The 16839-nt window shown below is 72.1% G+C and carries 15 protein-coding genes; all 15 read left to right on the top strand.

Translation table 11 applies throughout. The annotated features are described in order from the left end of the window. Positions 1 to 12: 12 nt before the first annotated feature. The 15 genes from M3677_RS07190 to M3677_RS07120 all read left to right on the top strand — a co-directional run bounded on the left by M3677_RS07190 (position 13) and on the right by M3677_RS07120 (position 16484). Positions 13 to 1638: a Mur ligase family protein gene (locus tag M3677_RS07190; RefSeq protein ID WP_066658047.1), complete on the top strand. Its 1626-nt coding sequence runs from the start codon at positions 13 to 15 to the stop codon at positions 1636 to 1638. Beyond that, a complete protein-coding gene (murF, locus tag M3677_RS07185; RefSeq protein ID WP_251160127.1) occupies positions 1635 to 3131 on the top strand; it encodes a UDP-N-acetylmuramoyl-tripeptide--D-alanyl-D-alanine ligase in 1497 nt (498 codons plus the stop codon). Before M3677_RS07190 ends, murF begins: the two co-directional genes overlap by 4 nt. Continuing rightward, positions 3128 to 4231: a phospho-N-acetylmuramoyl-pentapeptide-transferase gene (gene mraY / locus M3677_RS07180; RefSeq protein ID WP_066653744.1), complete on the top strand. Its 1104-nt coding sequence runs from the start codon at positions 3128 to 3130 to the stop codon at positions 4229 to 4231. Before murF ends, mraY begins: the two co-directional genes overlap by 4 nt. Then, complete coding sequence (gene murD / locus M3677_RS07175; protein ID WP_251160126.1) at positions 4221 to 5750, top strand: UDP-N-acetylmuramoyl-L-alanine--D-glutamate ligase; 1530 nt, start codon at positions 4221 to 4223, stop codon at positions 5748 to 5750. The genes mraY and murD overlap by 11 nt, the downstream gene beginning before the upstream one ends. Beyond that, a complete protein-coding gene (gene ftsW, locus M3677_RS07170; RefSeq protein ID WP_209683083.1) occupies positions 5719 to 7023 on the top strand; it encodes a putative lipid II flippase FtsW in 1305 nt (434 codons plus the stop codon). The genes murD and ftsW overlap by 32 nt, the downstream gene beginning before the upstream one ends. Beyond that, positions 7020 to 8120 carry a UDP-N-acetylglucosamine--N-acetylmuramyl-(pentapeptide) pyrophosphoryl-undecaprenol N-acetylglucosamine transferase gene (locus M3677_RS07165; RefSeq protein ID WP_209683081.1) on the top strand — a complete coding sequence of 367 codons (1101 nt, stop codon included), beginning with the start codon at positions 7020 to 7022 and terminating at the stop codon, positions 8118 to 8120. The genes ftsW and M3677_RS07165 overlap by 4 nt, the downstream gene beginning before the upstream one ends. After that, entirely contained in the window at positions 8117 to 9544 is a 1428-nt protein-coding gene (gene murC, locus M3677_RS07160) for a UDP-N-acetylmuramate--L-alanine ligase (RefSeq protein ID WP_066653754.1), read from the top strand. The genes M3677_RS07165 and murC overlap by 4 nt, the downstream gene beginning before the upstream one ends. Further along, positions 9541 to 10923: an FtsQ-type POTRA domain-containing protein gene (locus M3677_RS18375; protein WP_251160125.1), complete on the top strand. Its 1383-nt coding sequence runs from the start codon at positions 9541 to 9543 to the stop codon at positions 10921 to 10923. Before murC ends, M3677_RS18375 begins: the two co-directional genes overlap by 4 nt. A gap of 191 nt (positions 10924 to 11114) precedes the next feature. After that, positions 11115 to 12278, top strand: coding sequence for a cell division protein FtsZ (gene ftsZ, locus M3677_RS07150; protein ID WP_066653758.1), 1164 nt, complete (start codon positions 11115 to 11117; stop codon positions 12276 to 12278). A gap of 8 nt (positions 12279 to 12286) precedes the next feature. Then, positions 12287 to 13006, top strand: a complete 720-nt coding sequence (locus M3677_RS07145) for a YggS family pyridoxal phosphate-dependent enzyme (protein WP_066653762.1) — start codon at positions 12287 to 12289, stop codon at positions 13004 to 13006. Between the two features lie 43 nt (positions 13007 to 13049). Further along, positions 13050 to 13637 carry a cell division protein SepF gene (locus tag M3677_RS07140; RefSeq protein ID WP_251160124.1) on the top strand — a complete coding sequence of 196 codons (588 nt, stop codon included), beginning with the start codon at positions 13050 to 13052 and terminating at the stop codon, positions 13635 to 13637. A gap of 73 nt (positions 13638 to 13710) precedes the next feature. Continuing rightward, positions 13711 to 14007: a YggT family protein gene (locus M3677_RS07135; RefSeq protein ID WP_235426555.1), complete on the top strand. Its 297-nt coding sequence runs from the start codon at positions 13711 to 13713 to the stop codon at positions 14005 to 14007. A 184-nt stretch (positions 14008 to 14191) separates the two neighbouring features. Further along, the gene (locus tag M3677_RS07130; RefSeq protein WP_066653770.1) at positions 14192 to 14887 is read left to right on the top strand and encodes a DivIVA domain-containing protein; all 696 of its coding nucleotides are present in this window, start codon (positions 14192 to 14194) and stop codon (positions 14885 to 14887) included. A 2-nt stretch (positions 14888 to 14889) separates the two neighbouring features. Beyond that, positions 14890 to 15558, top strand: a complete 669-nt coding sequence (gene lspA, locus M3677_RS07125) for a signal peptidase II (RefSeq protein ID WP_251160123.1) — start codon at positions 14890 to 14892, stop codon at positions 15556 to 15558. Continuing rightward, on the top strand, positions 15555 to 16484 hold the full coding sequence (locus tag M3677_RS07120) for an RluA family pseudouridine synthase (protein ID WP_251160122.1): 930 nt from the start codon (positions 15555 to 15557) through the stop codon (positions 16482 to 16484). Before lspA ends, M3677_RS07120 begins: the two co-directional genes overlap by 4 nt. Positions 16485 to 16839: the final 355 nt, after the last annotated feature.

Below are 16839 nucleotides of genomic sequence, written 5' to 3'. Positions count from 1 at the left end.
AAGAAGGAGCACTTGTCCGCACGGATCCCCCCGGTCCTCCGACCCGAACACCCGACCCCGAGGAGCGTCGCCGAACTCGCGAACGCGTTCGGCATGCGCGTGGTCGGCTCCGTCGACGCCGTCGAGACGACGGGCGTCACGCTGAGCGCTGCCGAGGTGCAGCCGGGTGACCTGTTCGTCGGCGTGCACGGCGCGAACCGACACGGCGCCCAGTTCGCGACCGAGGCCGCCGAGCGCGGTGCCGTCGCGGTGCTGACCGACGCCGACGGCGTCGCACTCGCCGAGCCCTCCGGCCTGCCGGTGCTGGTGGTCGAGGACCCGCGCGCCGCGCTCGGCGACGTCTCGGCGTGGGTCTACCGCACCCACCCGGACGAGGCCACCGACCTGCCGCAGCTCTTCGCGACGACGGGCACGAACGGCAAGACCAGCACGTCGTACATCCTCGAGGGCATCCTCAAGCAGCTCGGCCTGGTCACCGGCCTCAGCTCGACCGCGGAGCGCCACATCGGCTCGCTCAGCGTGACGAGCCGCCTGACCACCCCCGAGGCGAGCGAGATGCACGCGCTCCTGGCCCGCATGCGCGAGTCCGAGGTCCGCGCCGTCGCCGTCGAGGTCAGCGCCCAGGCCCTGAGCCGCCATCGCGTCGACGGCATCGTGTTCGACGTCGCCGGGTTCACGAACCTGTCCCACGACCACCTCGACGACTACGCCGACATGGAGGAGTACTACCAGGCGAAGCTCCCGCTGTTCCAGCCCGAGCACGCCCGTCGCGGCGTCGTCTCGCTGGACACCGACTGGGGCCACCGCGTGGTGCAGGACTCCCGCATCCCCGTCACGACGATCACGGTGCACCCCGAGGTCGAGGCCGAGTGGCACGTCGACATCGTCGAGGCGCACGCCGCCTACACCGAGTTCCGCCTCACCGGGCCCGAGGGGCGTGAGCTCACGACCCGTGTGCCGCTCATCGGCTGGCACATGGCGGCCAACGCGGCGCTCGCGATCGTGATGCTCGTCGAGGGCGGGTTCGAGCTCGGCGCCATCGCGCACGCCCTCGGCTCGAACCACCGGCACTACGCGGACGAGACCGACGAGCAGCCGGTCAGCGCCATCGAGTGCTACCTGCCCGGTCGGACCGAGCGGGTGTCGGGGGACGCCGGCCCGAGCGTCTACGTCGACTTCGGTCACAGCGCCGACGCCTTCGAGAACACGCTGGCGGCCGTCCGGCAGTTCACGCCGGGCAGGGTCCTCATGCTCTTCGGCGCCGACGGCGACCGCGACACGACGAAGCGCGGCGACATGGCGCGCGTCGCCGCCGCGGGGAGCGACATCCTCGTCGTCACGGACCACCACCCTCGCTTCGAGGACGCCGCGTCCATCCGGAAGACCCTGGTCGACGCCGCGCGCGAGGCCTACCCGGACCACGAGACGTACGAGGTCAGCCCGCCGGAGGCGGCGATCCGCACGGCCGTGAGCCTGGTCGGCGACGGAGACTCGATCCTCTGGGCCGGCCCCGGCCACCAGGACTACCGCGACATCGCGGGCGTCCGGACGCCCTACTCGGCGCGTGACGAGGCCCGGCAGGCACTGCGCGAAGCCGGCTGGGAGCCGAACTCCGGCCCGGCGGAGGAGACCCGATGATCGCCCTGACCCTCGCCGAGATCGCCGCCGCGATCGGCGGCGAGCTCGTCAGCGGTGCCCCGGAGCAGGTCGTCGACGGCAGCGTCGAGACCGACTCGCGCCTCGTCGACACCGGCAGCGTGTTCTTCGCGCTGCTCGGGGAGGAGACCGACGGCCACCGCTTCGTGCCGAACGCGGTCGAGGCCGGTGCGGCCCTGGTCGTGACCGAGCGCGCCGTCGACCTGCCCGACGGCGCCGGCACCGCGCAGGTCGTCGTGTCCGACGGCTACGCCGCCCTCGCCGCCCTCGCGCACGAGGTCGTGGCGCGGGTCCGCGCCTCGAGCGCCCACCGCGTCGACGAGCAGGGACTGCCGGCGCCGCTGCGCGTCGTCGGGATCACCGGCTCGAACGGCAAGACGAGCACCAAGAACATGCTCCGCACGATCCTCGAGCAGCACGGTGCGACCGTGGCGCCGCAGGGATCGTTCAACAACCACGTCGGCGCCCCCGTCTCGATGCTCCGCATCACCCACGACACGCGGTTCCTCGTCGTGGAGATGGGTGCCAGCGGCAAGGGGCACATCGCCAAGCTCGTCGCGATCGCCGAGCCGGACGTCGGTGTCGTCCTGAAGGTCGGGCTCGCGCACGCCGGCGAGTTCGGCGGGATCGAGGCGACCCAGCGCGCGAAGTCGGAGATGGTCACCGACCTGCCCGCCACCGCGACCGCACTGCTCAACGTGGACGACGACCGCGTCGCGTCCATGCGTGCGCTCACCGACGCGACCGTCGTCGGCTTCGGCACGTCGGCCGGCGCGGACTACCGCGTCTCCGGCATCGAGACGGACCGCAGCGGTACGCGCTTCACGCTCACCGCGCCTCCCGTCCCGGCCGAGGCCGCCGCGGACCGTCCTGGAGGCACGTCCCCGGTCCCGCAGACCGTCGACGTCCGCCTCGCCATCCTCGGCGAGCACCACGCGATGAACGCGTCGGCCGCCCTCACCGTCGCCCACCTGTGGGGCGTCCCGCTCGCCGCCGGCGCCGAGGCGCTCGCGTCGATGACGCGGGCCGAGCGCTGGCGCATGGAGCTGCTCCAGGGCGGACCGGAGGGCGTGACCGTCATCAACGACGCCTACAACGCGTCGCCGGACTCGACGGCCGCGGCGCTCCGCACCCTGGCGCAGGTCGTGCGTCCGGGGGAGCGCTCCGTCGCCGTGCTCGGCGAGATGGCGGAGCTCGGGGAGTTCTCGACGGAGGAGCACGACCGCATCGGTCGGCTCGTCGTCCGTCTCGGCATCGGACAGCTCGTGGTCGTCGGACCCGGCGCCGCGCCGATCCACCAGGCCGCCACCCTCGAGGGATCGTGGGACGGCGAGTCCGTGTACATCGAGGACGTCGACGCAGCCGTCCACGCCCTGCAGGAGATGGTCCGCCCCGGCGACGTCGTCCTCGTCAAGTCCTCGAAGTCCGCCGAACTGCGATTCCTCGGCGACCGCCTCGGAGGTGTCACCGAATGATCGCGCTCCTCGTCGCCGGCGCCGTGGCGCTGGTGTTCACACTGCTGCTCACACCGCTCTTCATCAAGCTGTTCCACCGCCTCGGCTGGGGACAGTTCATCCGTGACGACGGCCCGCAGTCACACCACACGAAGCGCGGTACCGCCACCATGGGCGGCATCGTCCTGATCATCGGCGCGGTGCTCGGCTACTTCGTCGGACACCTGGTGGGCCGCGACTCGGTCACGCTGTCCGGACTGCTCGTGCTCTTCCTCATGGTCGGGCTCGGGTTCGTCGGGTTCATCGACGACTTCCTCAAGGTCCGTCGGCAGCGGAGCCTCGGGCTCGGCGGCTGGGCGAAGGTCCTGGGGCAGGTCATCGTCGGCGTCGTGTTCGCGACGATCGCCCTCGTCGTGCCGACCGGCAACGGCAAGCCCCCGGCATCGACGATGATCTCCGCGATCCGCGACGTCCCGTGGTTGGACTTCATGGTCCTCGGAACCGTCATCGGGACGATCCTGTACCTCGCGTGGATCGTGCTGCTGACGGTGTCCACGTCGAACGGCGTGAACGTCGCCGACGGGCTGGACGGCCTCGCCACCGGCTCGAGCATCCTGGCGATCGGGTCGTACGTCATCATCGGCTTCTGGCAGTCGAACCAGATCTGCGGCGGCGTCCGACTCGACGAGAGCACCGCGCACGCCTGCTACAGCACGTCCGACCCGCTCGACCTCGCGGTCGTCGCGGCCGCGGTCTGCGGTGGCCTGATCGGGTTCCTCTGGTACAACACCTCGCCGGCGCAGATCTTCCTCGGCGACACCGGTTCGCTCGGCCTCGGCGGAGCGCTGGCCGGCCTGGCGATCCTCAGCCGCACCGAGCTGCTGCTGATCCTCATCGGTGGCCTGTTCTTCATCGTGACCGGCTCGGTCATCCTGCAGCGCGCCTACTTCAAGATCACCCACGGCAAGCGCATCTTCCGGATGAGCCCGCTGCACCACCACTTCGAGCTGAAGGGGTGGGCCGAGGTGACCGTCGTCGTCCGGTTCTGGATCATCGCGGGGCTCTGCGTCGCGGCCGGTGTCGGGCTCTTCTACCTGGAGTGGATCGCCCGTGTCGGCTGACGCCCGCCTCGAAGGACTCGACAGCTGGTACGCCGAGGGCTGGAAGGGGCTGCGGGTCGCCGTGCTCGGCCTCGGCTCGACCGGTTTCTCCGTCGCCGACACGCTCGTGGAGCTCGGCAGCGACGTGGTCGTCCTCGCGCCGGACGGACCCGCCGACACCGTGGAGCTGCTCGACGTGATCGGCGCCCGGTTCGAGCGCACGTCGCTCGACACCGTGCCGGCCGCCCTCGTGGCCCAGGCCCCGGACGTCGTCGTCGTGTCGCCCGGTCTGCCGCCGCACAACGCCACGGTCCGCTGGGCGGTCGAGCACAGCACCGTGTGGGGGGACATCGAGCTCGCCTGGCGCGTGCGCGACAAGGTCGTCCGTGGCCCGATCGCCGCACCGTGGGTGACCATCACGGGAACGAACGGCAAGACCACGACGACGCAGCTGACGACCGCGATGTTCGCGGCCGCCGGGCTCCGCGCGGTCGCCTGCGGGAACATCGGCGTACCGGTGCTCGATGTCGTCCGTGACCCGGAGGGCTTCGACGTGCTGGTCGTCGAGCTCTCGAGCCACCAGCTGCACTACCTGCCCACCTCGGGCGACGGTGCCGTCGTGCCGCTCGCGAGCACCTGCCTCAACATCGCGGACGACCACCTCGAGTGGCACGGGTCCGCCGAGGCGTACCGCGCGGCGAAGGCCAAGGTCTACGAGCGCACCGTGACGGCCTGCGTCTACAACACCTCGGACGAGTCGACCCGTCGCATGGTCGAGGGCGCCGACGTGGTCGAGGGGTGCCGTGCCGTGGGCTTCACGCCCGGGGTCCCCGCGCCGGGCGATGTCGGGATCGTGGACGACGTGCTCTGCGACCGCGCCTTCACCGAGGACCGGCGCAACAGCGCGCTCGAGTTCGCCACCGTGGCGGACCTCGAGCAGGCCGGGCTCGCCAGTCCGCACATGACCATGAACGTCCTCGCCGCGGCCGCCCTCGCGCGTGCTGCCGCCGTCGAGCCCGCGCACATCCGCGCTGCCGTGCAGGACTTCCGCGCCGACCACCACCGGACCGAGCACGTCGCGACGGCGGACGGCGTCGCCTGGGTCGACGACTCGAAGGCGACCAACCCGCACGCCGCCACGGCATCGCTGGCATCGTTCGAGACCGTCGTCTGGATCGTCGGCGGGCAGTTCAAGGGCGTCGACATCGACGGCCTCGTCGAGCGCTTCGGCCCCACGGCCCGAGCGGTCGTCGTCATCGGGACGGACCGCACACCGGTGCTCGAGGCATTCGCGCGACACGCGCCGACGGTCCCGGTCCTGCAGGTCGAGGCGACGGACACTGATCACGTCATGCCCGAGGCGGTCCGGCATGCCGCATCGGTCGCACGACCGGGCGACACGGTCCTCCTCGCCCCCGCGGCGGCGTCGTTCGACCAGTTCGGTTCGTACGCGGACCGGGGGCGCCGGTTCGCGGCGGCGGTCCACGAACACCTGGGAGGCACAGCCGATGGCGACCACGGATCTCCCGAGCGGCCGTAGCGGCGGCCGCACGACGGGCAGTACCGGACACACGGGAACCGCGTCCGCGGGCGGCGAGCACGCCGGTCCGCAGCGCCGTGCGCGGGGCGCCGTCGTCGCGGTCAAGAACGTCTTCGTCGCCGAGTCGAGCACCTTCTACACGATCCTGGGCGTCACGCTCTTCCTCGTCGTGTTCGGCGTCGTGATGGTGCTGTCGTCGTCGAGCGTCGAGCAGTACGCCGCCACCCACGACTTCTTCGGCGCAGCGTCCAAGCAGGGGCTGTACGCCGTGCTCGGCGTCCCGCTCATGCTCGTCGCGAGCCGCGTCCCCGCGCGTCTCTGGCGGAAGTGGGCGATGCGGATCCTCGCCGCGGCGCTGGTCCTGCAGCTGCTCGTCTACACGCCGCTCGGCATCGAGATCCAGGGCAACCGGAACTGGATCAAGCTCGGCTCGTTCAGCGCCCAGCCGTCCGAGGCCGTCAAGCTCGGCATCGCCCTGGCCGTCGGCGCGATCATCTACGTGAAGCGTGACCGGCTGCGGGAGTGGAAGGAACTGTTCGTGCCGGTCGGCATCGCGACGGTGCTGCCGCTCGGGATGGTGCTGCTCGGCGGTGACCAGGGAACCGCGATGATCATGCTGGTCCTGCTGCTCGGTGCGCTCTTCATCGGGGGCGCGCGGGCGAAGCACCTGCTCGTCATCCTCGGGGCGGTCGCCGTCGTGCTGCCGTTCGTCACGATGGCGTCGGCCTCGCGGCAGTACCGCATCAACGCGTGGCTCTCCGGATGCACCGACTCGAACCAGTACCAGGACCTCTGCTGGCAGCCCGTGCACGGCATGTGGGCCCTGGCGTCCGGTGGCGTGTTCGGCGTCGGCCTGGGCAACTCGAAGGCGAAGTGGTCGTGGCTGCCCGAGGCGGACAACGACTACATCTTCGCGATCATCGGCGAGGAACTCGGGCTCATCGGCGCCGTGGTCGTGCTGGCGCTGTTCATCGTCCTCGCGGTCAGCATGATCAAGGTCATCCGCCAGTCGGACGACCCGTTCGTCCGGACGGTCACGGGCGCGATCCTGGCCTGGATCATCGGGCAGGCGCTCGTCAACATCGCGGTGGTGCTCGGCCTGCTGCCGGTCCTCGGCGTGCCGCTGCCGCTCATCTCGGCCGGTGGATCGGCCCTCATCATGACCCTCGTGGCGATCGGCGTCGTGCTGTCCTTCGCCCGCGAACTGCCCGGCAAGGGCCGGACCGCGGCACCGCGCGCCGGCTCCGCACCACAGAACGGAGTGCTCCGGTGAGCACCTACCTCTTCGCCGGCGGTGGCACCGCCGGACACGTCAACCCGCTGCTCGCGGTCGCCGACCGGCTGACCGAACAGGACCCGGACGCCCGCGTGCTCGTCCTCGGCACCGCCGAGGGGCTCGAGTCGCGACTCGTGCCGATGCGCGGTTACGAGCTGTTGACGATCCCGCGCCTGCCCTTCCCGCGCCGGCTCGACGCCCGGGCGCTCCGGTTCCCCGGCGGCTTCCTCGGTGCGGTCCGACGCACCGAGCGCTTCATCCGCGAGCACGACGTCGAGGTCGTCCTGGGCGTCGGCGGCTACGCGGCGGCGCCGGCGTACATCGCTGCGAAGCGGACCGGGACGCCGATCGTCGTGCACGAGCAGAACGCCAAGCCCGGGCTCGCGAACCGGCTCGCCGCCCTGCTGACCCGGCACGTGGGCCTGACGTTCTCGAACACCCACCTGCGCCACGGACGCGTGGTCGGGATGCCGCTCCGCAGGGAGGTCGAGACGCTCGACCGCCGTGCCGCGCGGGCCGAGGGCCTGGCCGAGTTCGGCCTCGACGCGGAGCGCCCGGTGCTGCTCGTCACGGGCGGCTCGTCCGGTGCGCGGAGCATCAACACGACGGTGAACCGCTCGGCGACGGCGATCGTCGACGCCGGGTGGCAGGTCCTGCACGTCGTCGGCGGCAAGTCGGACATCGGACCGAGCGACCTCGACGGCTACCACGTCCTGCCGTACTGCGACCGCATGGACCTGGCCTACGCCGCGTCCGACTTCGTCGTGTCCCGCTCGGGTGCCGGCATGGTGTGCGAGCTGACGGCCGTCGGGTTGCCGAGCGTGCTCGTGCCGTACCCGGTCGGCAACGGCGAGCAGCGGCACAACGCGGCGGACGTCGTCGGCGCCGGGGGAGCGGTGCTCGTCGACGACGCGGCGTTCACGGACGAGTGGGTGACGTTCCAGCTGCTGCCGATCCTGCGGGACCGTGCGCGGATCGCCGACATGGCCGTCCGAGCCGGCAGCGTCGGACACCGCGACGGGGCGGACCGGATGACGGCCCTCGTACGCGAGGCCGCGCAGCGCACCAGCACCAGCACCACGGAGGAACGATGACCATCAAGCCGGACCTGACCCAGCCGATCCCGGACGACCTCGGCACGGTCCACTTCGTCGGCATCGGCGGCTCCGGGATGAGCGGCATCGCGCGGATGTTCCTGGCCGCCGGGCACCGGGTCACGGGCAGCGACTCCCGCGAGACCGCGACGACCGGCACGATGCGCGACCTCGGTGCCGAGGTGCACATCGGCCACGACGCCGCGAACCTCGCCGACGCCGACACCGTGGTGGTCACGAGCGCGCTGTGGCCGGACAACCCCGAGCTCCTCGAGGCGCAGCGTCGCGGGCTCCCGGTGCTGCACCGGTCCCAGGCCCTCGCCGCGCTGATCGCCGAGCACCGCCTCGTCGCGGTCGCGGGCGCGCACGGCAAGACCACCTCGACGGGCATGATCGTGACCGCCATGGTCGAGCTCGGTCTCGACCCGAGCTTCGTCAACGGCGGCGTCATCCAGTCGCTCGGCACGAGTTCGGCCCCCGGTGGCAGCGACCTGTTCGTCGTCGAGGCGGACGAGTCCGACGGGTCCTTCCTGCTCTACGACGTCGCGGTCGCGCTCATCACGAACGTGGACGCCGACCACCTCGACCACTACGGCAGCGAGCAGGCCTTCATCGACGCCTTCGTCGAGTTCGCCGCGAAGGCGAGCGAGCGCATCGTCGTGTCGAGCGACGACGCGGGCGCGAAGCGCGTCACCGAGGGCGTGCGGGCACGCGAGCACGCGCCCGAGGTCGTCACGTTCGGCGAGGCCGCCGACGCCGACGTCCGCATCGAGCGCATCGTCGAGGCGGCGAGCGTCGAGGTCGACCTCCGCGCCGGCGGGGAACAGCACCACATGACGCTCCGGGTGCCCGGCCGCCACAACGCCGTCAACGCGGTGGGCGCCTTCGCGGTGCTCACCGGGTTGGGTGTCGCGCCCGCCGACGCGATCCGGGGGATCGAGGCGTTCGGCGGCACCGAGCGTCGCTTCGAGCTGCACGGTGTCGAGCGCGGGGTCTCGGTGTACGACGACTACGCGCACCACCCCACGGAGGTCGCGGCCGCGCTCCGCGCAGCACGCAACGTCGTCGGCGACGGTCGGATCATCGCGATCCACCAGCCGCACCTGTACTCGCGCACGCGGCTCATGGCCGGCGACTTCGCCCGCGTCTACGAGGAGCTGGCCGACCACACGGTCGTGCTCGACGTGTACGGCGCCCGCGAGGACCCGGAGCCCGGCGTCACGGGCGCCCTCGTGCAGGAGCGCTTCGTCGACCAGTCCAGGGTCGAGTTCCTGCCGGACTGGGACGACGCCGCTGCACGCGCGGCCGAGGTCGCCCGCGACGGTGACATCGTCATGACGCTCAGCTGCGGCGACGTCTACCGGATCATCCCGCAGGTGCTCGGCGCGCTGCGGCACGACGGCGACGGGGACCGCGCGCAGTGAAGCGTCCCGAGGGCTTCGACGGGCGTCCGGAGGAACCGGAGGCCCCGGCCGACGGTGCCCGCGCCCCGCGGCAGCGCCGTGGTCCCCTGACGTCGCGTCGACCGGCACGCGGCGCGGCGGCGGACGGCCGGGAGGCGCGACCCACCACCGCCCCGCCGGCCCCCGTCGACGAGCCGGTCGCCCCCACCGCCGCGCCAGGTCCCGACGAGCACCGCGCGACGCCGAGATCCTCGTCGAAGCCGCCGTCTGCGCAGGGGCAGCGCGAGCGCGCTGGCGCCCTCGCCGGCGCCGCCGGCCGCCGCCTCGGTGCCGGCTGGTCGACCGTGGCCGAGCGCCTGCGCGAGTACACCCCGGACGAGGACCACGCGGGCAGGACGTCCGCCGCTGCCCGTGACGGCGGCGCCGCGTCGCGCCCCGGTGCGGACACCGCGCCCCGCGGTGCGGGCGCGACCACGGCCGACCCGACGACGGAGGAGCCGGCCCCGGACGACGCGACCGGTGCGGCCACCGTCACCGACGTGATCGACGCGCCCGGTGCTGCCCGCCCGGCGGCCGACGACGAGCACGGGTCCCCGATCGGTGCCGGCGTCCGCGCTGCCGAGACCGCGCGCGAGGCACGGGTGGCGAGACGTCGCCGGCGGCTGCTCGAGCGGGCCGAGGTGCGGCGCTTCACCCGGCGTGCACGACACCGCCGTGCTGCCTGGATCACCGCGGGCACCGTCGTGGTGGTCTTCGGCGCGTCGATCCTGGTCGCCGTCTACTCACCGCTGATGGCCCTGCGCACGATCGAGGTCCGCGGCACCGAGCGCGTCGACGCGACCGCGCTCCGCCAGGCGCTCTCCGACCAGGTGGGCACCCCGCTGGCCCGCATCGACTTCGGCGAGGTCAAGCGCGACATCGCCGGCTTCCCGCTGATCGAGAGCTACGTCACCGAGGAGGTCCCGCCGCACACCCTCGTCGTGACCGTCACGGAGCGGACGCCCGTCGTCGCCGTCCGTTCGGGGGACTCGTTCGACCTGGTCGACCCGGCGGGCATCGTGGTGCAGTCGTCGCCGGACCGTCCGGAGGGCGTGCCGGTCGCCGACGTGCAGCGCGCCGAGCTCGGCTCGCCGGTGTTCCGGACGATGACCGAGGTCGTGCTGTCGCTGCCGTCGACGGTCCGTCGGCAGGTCACGGACGTCCGGGCGACCACCGCCGACGACGTCACGCTCACGCTCGACGACGGGTCGACCGTGGTCTGGGGCAGCCCGGACGCCTCCGACGCGAAGGCGTCGCTGCTCGCGGCCCTCGTCGCGGACCACGCGTCGCGCGATCCCGACACCGAGGTCGAGTTCGACGTCTCGGCACCGGACAACGGCATCGTCCGACCGGCGCAGTGACGAGCGGCGGGTCCGACGACCACCGCCGAGCCGCTCGCGGCGGGAATCTCGGCGACGCGATCCGCGACACGCGGCGTGGCGGGGCGACAGCCCGCGGAGCGCACCCGTAGCGTCGTGGAAGCACCGCAACTACCAGCATTGCCCCTGAACTTCAAGTAGAGGTTGAGGGTTCGACCGGAGGCCCGACTGACGTGACCACGAACCACAACTACCTCGCCGTCATCAAGGTCGTCGGTGTCGGCGGCGGCGGCGTGAACGCCGTGAACCGCATGATCGAGCTGGGCCTCCGTGGGGTCGAGTTCATCGCGATCAACACCGACGCGCAGGCGCTGCTGCTCAGCGACGCCGACGTCAAGCTCGACGTCGGTCGTGAGATCACCCGGGGCCTCGGCGCCGGCGCGGACCCCGAGGTCGGCCGTCGTGCCGCCGAGGACCACGCCGAGGAGATCGAGGAGGCCCTCGCGGGCGCCGACATGGTCTTCGTCACCGCGGGTGAGGGCGGCGGTACCGGCACCGGCGGTGCGCCCGTCGTCGCACGGATCGCGAAGTCGATCGGTGCGCTCACCATCGGCGTCGTCACGAAGCCGTTCAGCTTCGAGGGCAAGCGTCGGCAGTCCCAGGCCGAGAACGGCGTCGCCGGACTCAAGGACGAGGTCGACACGCTCATCGTCGTGCCGAACGACCGCCTGCTCGAGATCAGCGACCGTGGCATCTCGATGGTCGAGGCCTTCGCGACCGCCGACCAGGTGCTGCTCGCGGGTGTCCAGGGCATCACCGACCTCATCACCACCCCTGGTCTCATCAACCTCGACTTCGCGGACGTCAAGAGCGTCATGCAGGGTGCCGGTTCGGCCCTCATGGGCATCGGCTCGTCCCGCGGGGCGGACCGTGCGATCAAGGCGGCCGAGCTCGCCGTCGCGTCGCCGCTGCTCGAGGCCTCGATCGACGGCGCGCACGGTGTGCTCCTGTCGATCCAGGGTGGGTCGAACCTCGGCATCTTCGAGATCAACGACGCCGCCCGCCTGGTGCAGGAGGCCGTCCACCCCGAGGCCAACATCATCTTCGGTGCCGTCATCGACGACACCCTCGGCGACGAGGTCCGCGTGACCGTCATCGCCGCGGGCTTCGACGGCGGCGAGCCGGGCGCGCAGCAGAAGGAGCGTCGCTCCAGCTGGGTCGAGGCGGACTCCGGCACGTCGTCCGCGGCGTCGTCGGCCGGCACCGGCGCGATCGAGGACACCGCGACCAGCGCGCCGTCCTGGTCGACGCAGGAGCACGAGGCGCCCGTGCGTCGTGCCGCCGACCCGGCGTTCGACGACGACGACGAGCTCGACGTCCCCGACTTCCTGAAGTAAGCCGACCCATGGCAGGTGATGCGCGCCTCCAGACCGTCGACCGTGACGGACTGGAGGCGCGTCTCGCGTCCGTCCGCGCGTCCGTCGCCGACGCCGCCCGGTCCGCCGGGCGCTCGGCCGACGACCTCACGCTCGTCGTCGTGACGAAGTACCACCCGGCGTCGCTGGTCCGCGAGCTCGCCGCACTCGGGGTCACCGACGTGGGGGAGAACCGGCACCAGGAGGCGCAGGCCAAGGCCGCCGAGCTGGCCGACCTCGACCTGACGTGGCACTTCGTCGGTCAGCTGCAGTCGAAGAAGGCGCGGCAGGTGCGCCGCTACGCCGATGTCGTGCAGTCGCTCGACCGCGACTCCGTCGTCGATGCCTTCGCGCCGACCGAGACCGAGCCGGAGCCCCGGGTGGTCGACGGTTTCGTGCAGGTCAACCTGACCGACGACCCCGATCGTGGTGGCGTCCAGCCGGACGCGGTCGAGGCGATGGTCGAACGGGTCCTGCGCACCGGGACGATCCGACTCCGCGGCGTGATGGCGGTCGCGCCCCTCGACGAGGAGCCCCGACGGGCCTTCGCGCGGCTCCGCGACGTCTCCGACCGGGTCGCGGCGATCGCCCCCGACGCGACCGACATCTCGGCCGGCATGAGCGGGGACCACGCCGAGGCGATCGCGGAGGGCGCGACACACCTGCGGATCGGGACCGCAATCACGGGAAACCGGCCGGCCGCGCCCTAGCCTCGTTGCAGGGCACCCACGAGCACCGACCTCCGGAGGAACCATGGCGAACCCGCTCAAGAAGACGATGGTCTACCTCGGCCTCGCCGACGAGGAACTGTACGAGGACGAGCAGCAGCAGCAGGCCGCGCCGACGCGCCAGGCCGCCGCCCCTGCCACGGCTCCCGCTGCAGCTCCGGCCGCGCAGGCTCCGGCCGCCGCTGCGCCCGTAGCCGCTGCCCCGGCGGCAGCAGCTCCCGCAGCGGTCCCCGCCGAGCCCAAGACGCACACCCACCAGCGCGGCGCTCAGGTCACCCCGCTCCGCCGCTCGCACACGACCGCACAGAAGGCGACCCCGGTCCAGGAAATGAACGAGATCCTCACCGTCCACCCGCGCGAGTACAAGGACGCCCAGTCCATCGCCGAGAGCTTCCGCGACGGCATCCCCGTCATCATCAACCTCTCGCAGATGACCGAGTCGGACGCCCGCCGCATGATCGACTTCGCGTCGGGCCTGTCGCTCGGTCTGTACGGCAAGATCGAGCGCGTGACGAACAAGGTCTTCCTGCTGTCGCCGGCCCACGTCGCGGTGAGCGGTGAGCCCGCTGAGGTAGAGTCCGACATCGAGGCGTCCTTCTTCGCCCAGTCCTGAGCCGTACCCCGGTTCACCCCGCCCCGTGCGGTCGCCCTGACGGCGGACGCACCCGAGCCGAGCGAGCCCCATCGTGTCCGTGGTCTTCGGGATCCTCTCCTTCGCCCTCCTGCTCTACTTCTTCGTGATGTGGGGTCGGTTCGCGTTCGACATCGTCCAGGCGTACAACCGGTCCTGGCGTCCTCGTGGCGCCCTGCTCGTGGTCGCCGACGTGGTGTACACGCTGACCGATCCGCCCATCAGGTTCGTCCGACGCCTGCTCCCGCCGCTCCGGCTGGGGCCGGTGGCGCTCGACTTCGGGTGGACGATCGTCATGCTCGTCGTGATCATCCTCCGGGTGATCGTCGGCGGTCTCGCACGCGGGTTCTGAGCCCGCGCCCACCGCGACACGCGCCACGCCGCGACGAACGTCGCGGTTCCCCTCCGGCCGCGGTGTACGGTGGTCGGGATCGATGTCCGCTCCGGCGGGCATCCGCACCGCTCGTGGTGGCTGGTAGATTCGGTCGCGACGCAAGTGGTTCCACACGTTCAGCAGTTCTATTGAGGTGACGGCAATGGCTTTGACGCCGGAAGACGTAGTCAACAAGCGGTTCCAGCCGACGAAGTTCCGCGAGGGCTACGACCAGGACGAGGTCGACGACTTCCTGGACGAGGTCGTCGTCGAGCTCCGCCGCCTGACGGCCGAGAACGACGAGCTCCGCCAGCGCCTGCAGGCCGCCGAGTCGGCGCCGAAGCCGGCCGCCGCCGAGCAGTCCGTCGAGCAGCAGCCCGAGTCGACCCCCGAGCCCGAGCCGGCCCCCGTCGCCGCTGCTCCGGAGCCCGCGCCGGTCGCCGCCGCTGCTCCGGCGCCGTCGACCGTCCCGGCCGACGAGGACACCGAGGGCACCACGAACCTCCTCACGCTCGCTCGTCGTCTGCACGAGGAGCACGTCCGCGAGGGCATCGAGAAGCGCGACGCGCTCATCGCCGAGGGCACCGCGCAGGCAGCTCGCCTGGTCTCCGAGGCCGAGGCCAAGCAGCGCCAGATCATCGCCGACACCGAGAACACCAACCGCCAGCGCGTCGCCGTGCTCGAGGGCGAGCAGCGTCAGCTCGAGGGCAAGATCGACGAGCTCCGCACGTTCGAGCGCGACTACCGTGCGCAGCTCAAGAGCTACATCCAGGGTCAGCTCGCCGAGCTCGACGGGTCCGGCTCGCAGGAGTCCGGCCTCACCCCCGCGCCGGCATCGGCGCAGGGCTTCGGCAACTGACGTTGGTCCGACCAGCACCAACGGCGAAGGTCAGTGTCCGCGCGATCGCGGCACTGGCCTTCGCCGCTGTCGTCGTGGTGGCGCTCGACCAGGGCGTGAAGGCGCTCGTCGTCGCGCACCTGCCGTACGGACAGGTGGTCCCCGTCCTCGGTGACGCGCTCCAGCTGCTCTACGTCCGGAACCCCGGTGCCGCGTTCTCCTTCGCGGTGAACATGACCTGGGTGTTCTCGATCGTGTCGACCGCGGTCGTCGTCGGCATCATCGTGTTCGCCCGTCGCATCCGGTCCATGTGGTGGGCGATCGTGCTCGGCATGCTCCTCGGCGGGGCGCTCGGCAACCTGCTCGACCGGCTCTTCCGCGAACCGGGCTTCGGCCGCGGTCACGTGGTGGACTTCATCTCGACGCCGTGGATGATGCCGGCGATCTACAACATCGCCGACTCGTTCATCTGCGTGAGCATGGTCGTCTTCGTCCTGCTCGTCATCGTCGGCGTGAACCTCGACGGCACCCGTGCCCTCTCGGCGAAGCAGCAGCGCGCTGCGGAGGCGGCGGCCCGCTCCTCGGTCGCCGACGGGGCGGAGCCGTCCCGCGCCTCCCGTCCGGTGGTGGCGGAGCCCGACCCGCGCGCGCCGCGCGACGGTCGTGACGTCCTCGGGCACGACGCGACGTGAGCGAGCAGCGTTCCCTGCCCGTGCCCGACGGCCTCGCCGGTGAGCGGGTCGACGCGGCCATCGCGAAGCTCCTCGGGTTCTCGCGCTCCTTCGCGGCCGAGGTCGTCGCGGCCGGCGGCGTCCGCGTGGACGGCGTCGAGGTCGGCAAGTCCGACCGGCTGCACGCCGACTCCTGGCTCGAGGTCGATTGGTCCCCGAAGGAGCCCCCGCGCATCGTGCCGGTCGAGGTCCCGGGCATGCGGGTCGTGCACGACGACGAAGACATCGTCGTCGTCGACAAGCCGATCGGCGTCGCCGCGCACCCGTCGCCCGGGTGGGACGGGCCGACGGTGCCCGGTGGGCTCGCCGCGGCCGGCTTCACCATCGCGACCTCCGGCGCCGCCGAGCGGGCGGGGATCGTGCACCGGCTCGACGTCGGGACCTCGGGCCTGATGGTCGTCGCGAAGACGGAGCTCGCGTACACGCACCTCAAGCGGGCGTTCAAGGAGCGCACCGTCGAGAAGGTCTACCACGCGCTGGCGCAGGGGCACCCAGATCCGACGTCGGGGACCATCGACGCACCCATCGGACGGCACCCGTCGAGCGACTGGAAGTTCGCGGTCACGGCCGACGGCAAGCCGAGCGTGACGCACTACGAGACGCTCGAGGCGTTCCGGTCGGCGAGCCTGCTCGAGGTGCACCTGGAGACCGGGCGGACGCACCAGATCCGCGTGCACATGGCGGCGACGAAGCACCCGCTCGTCGGCGACACGATGTACGGCGCCGATCCGGTGCTGGCGTCCGAGCTCGGACTGACGCGGCAGTGGCTCGACGCGGTGCGACTCGGGTTCGAGCACCCGCGGACGGGCGCGTGGGTGGAGTTCCGGGCCGAGTACTCGGACGACCTGCAGCAGGCGCTCGACCGCATCCGCGCCGCCTCGGCGTAGGCCGGCGGCGGCGCGGGCGGGCGCGCCGAGCGGGCGGCGGCTGCCGGCGGTTTCGTCCGGTCGCACAACACGCCGTCCGCAGTCGTCCTCGTCGCGCGACATGCCGTCCGGGGGAAGACCGAGCGGCAGGTCGTGCGACCTCGGCGGCGCCGCCGCTTCCGGGCCGTCGCGGCCCTCGCGCCCGTCGAGCGGCGCGTGCCGGAGGGGAGGCACGGGATGGTGCCGCCACGCGCCTCCCGTCCGTCACCGGGTCGCGTCCGTCGCGGTCTCCCGAGCGGGCGGCATCTGTCACGCTCGGCGGCACCAGCCGACGAGTTCGGTCCGCTCGGCGGAACACGCGCGGCGTGTCCTGCCC

Source organism: Curtobacterium sp. P97 (assembly GCF_023712445.1).
Classification (GTDB): domain Bacteria; phylum Actinomycetota; class Actinomycetes; order Actinomycetales; family Microbacteriaceae; genus Curtobacterium.
Note: the sequence above shows the minus strand (reverse complement) of the source record. Positions and strands in the feature narration are given on the sequence as shown.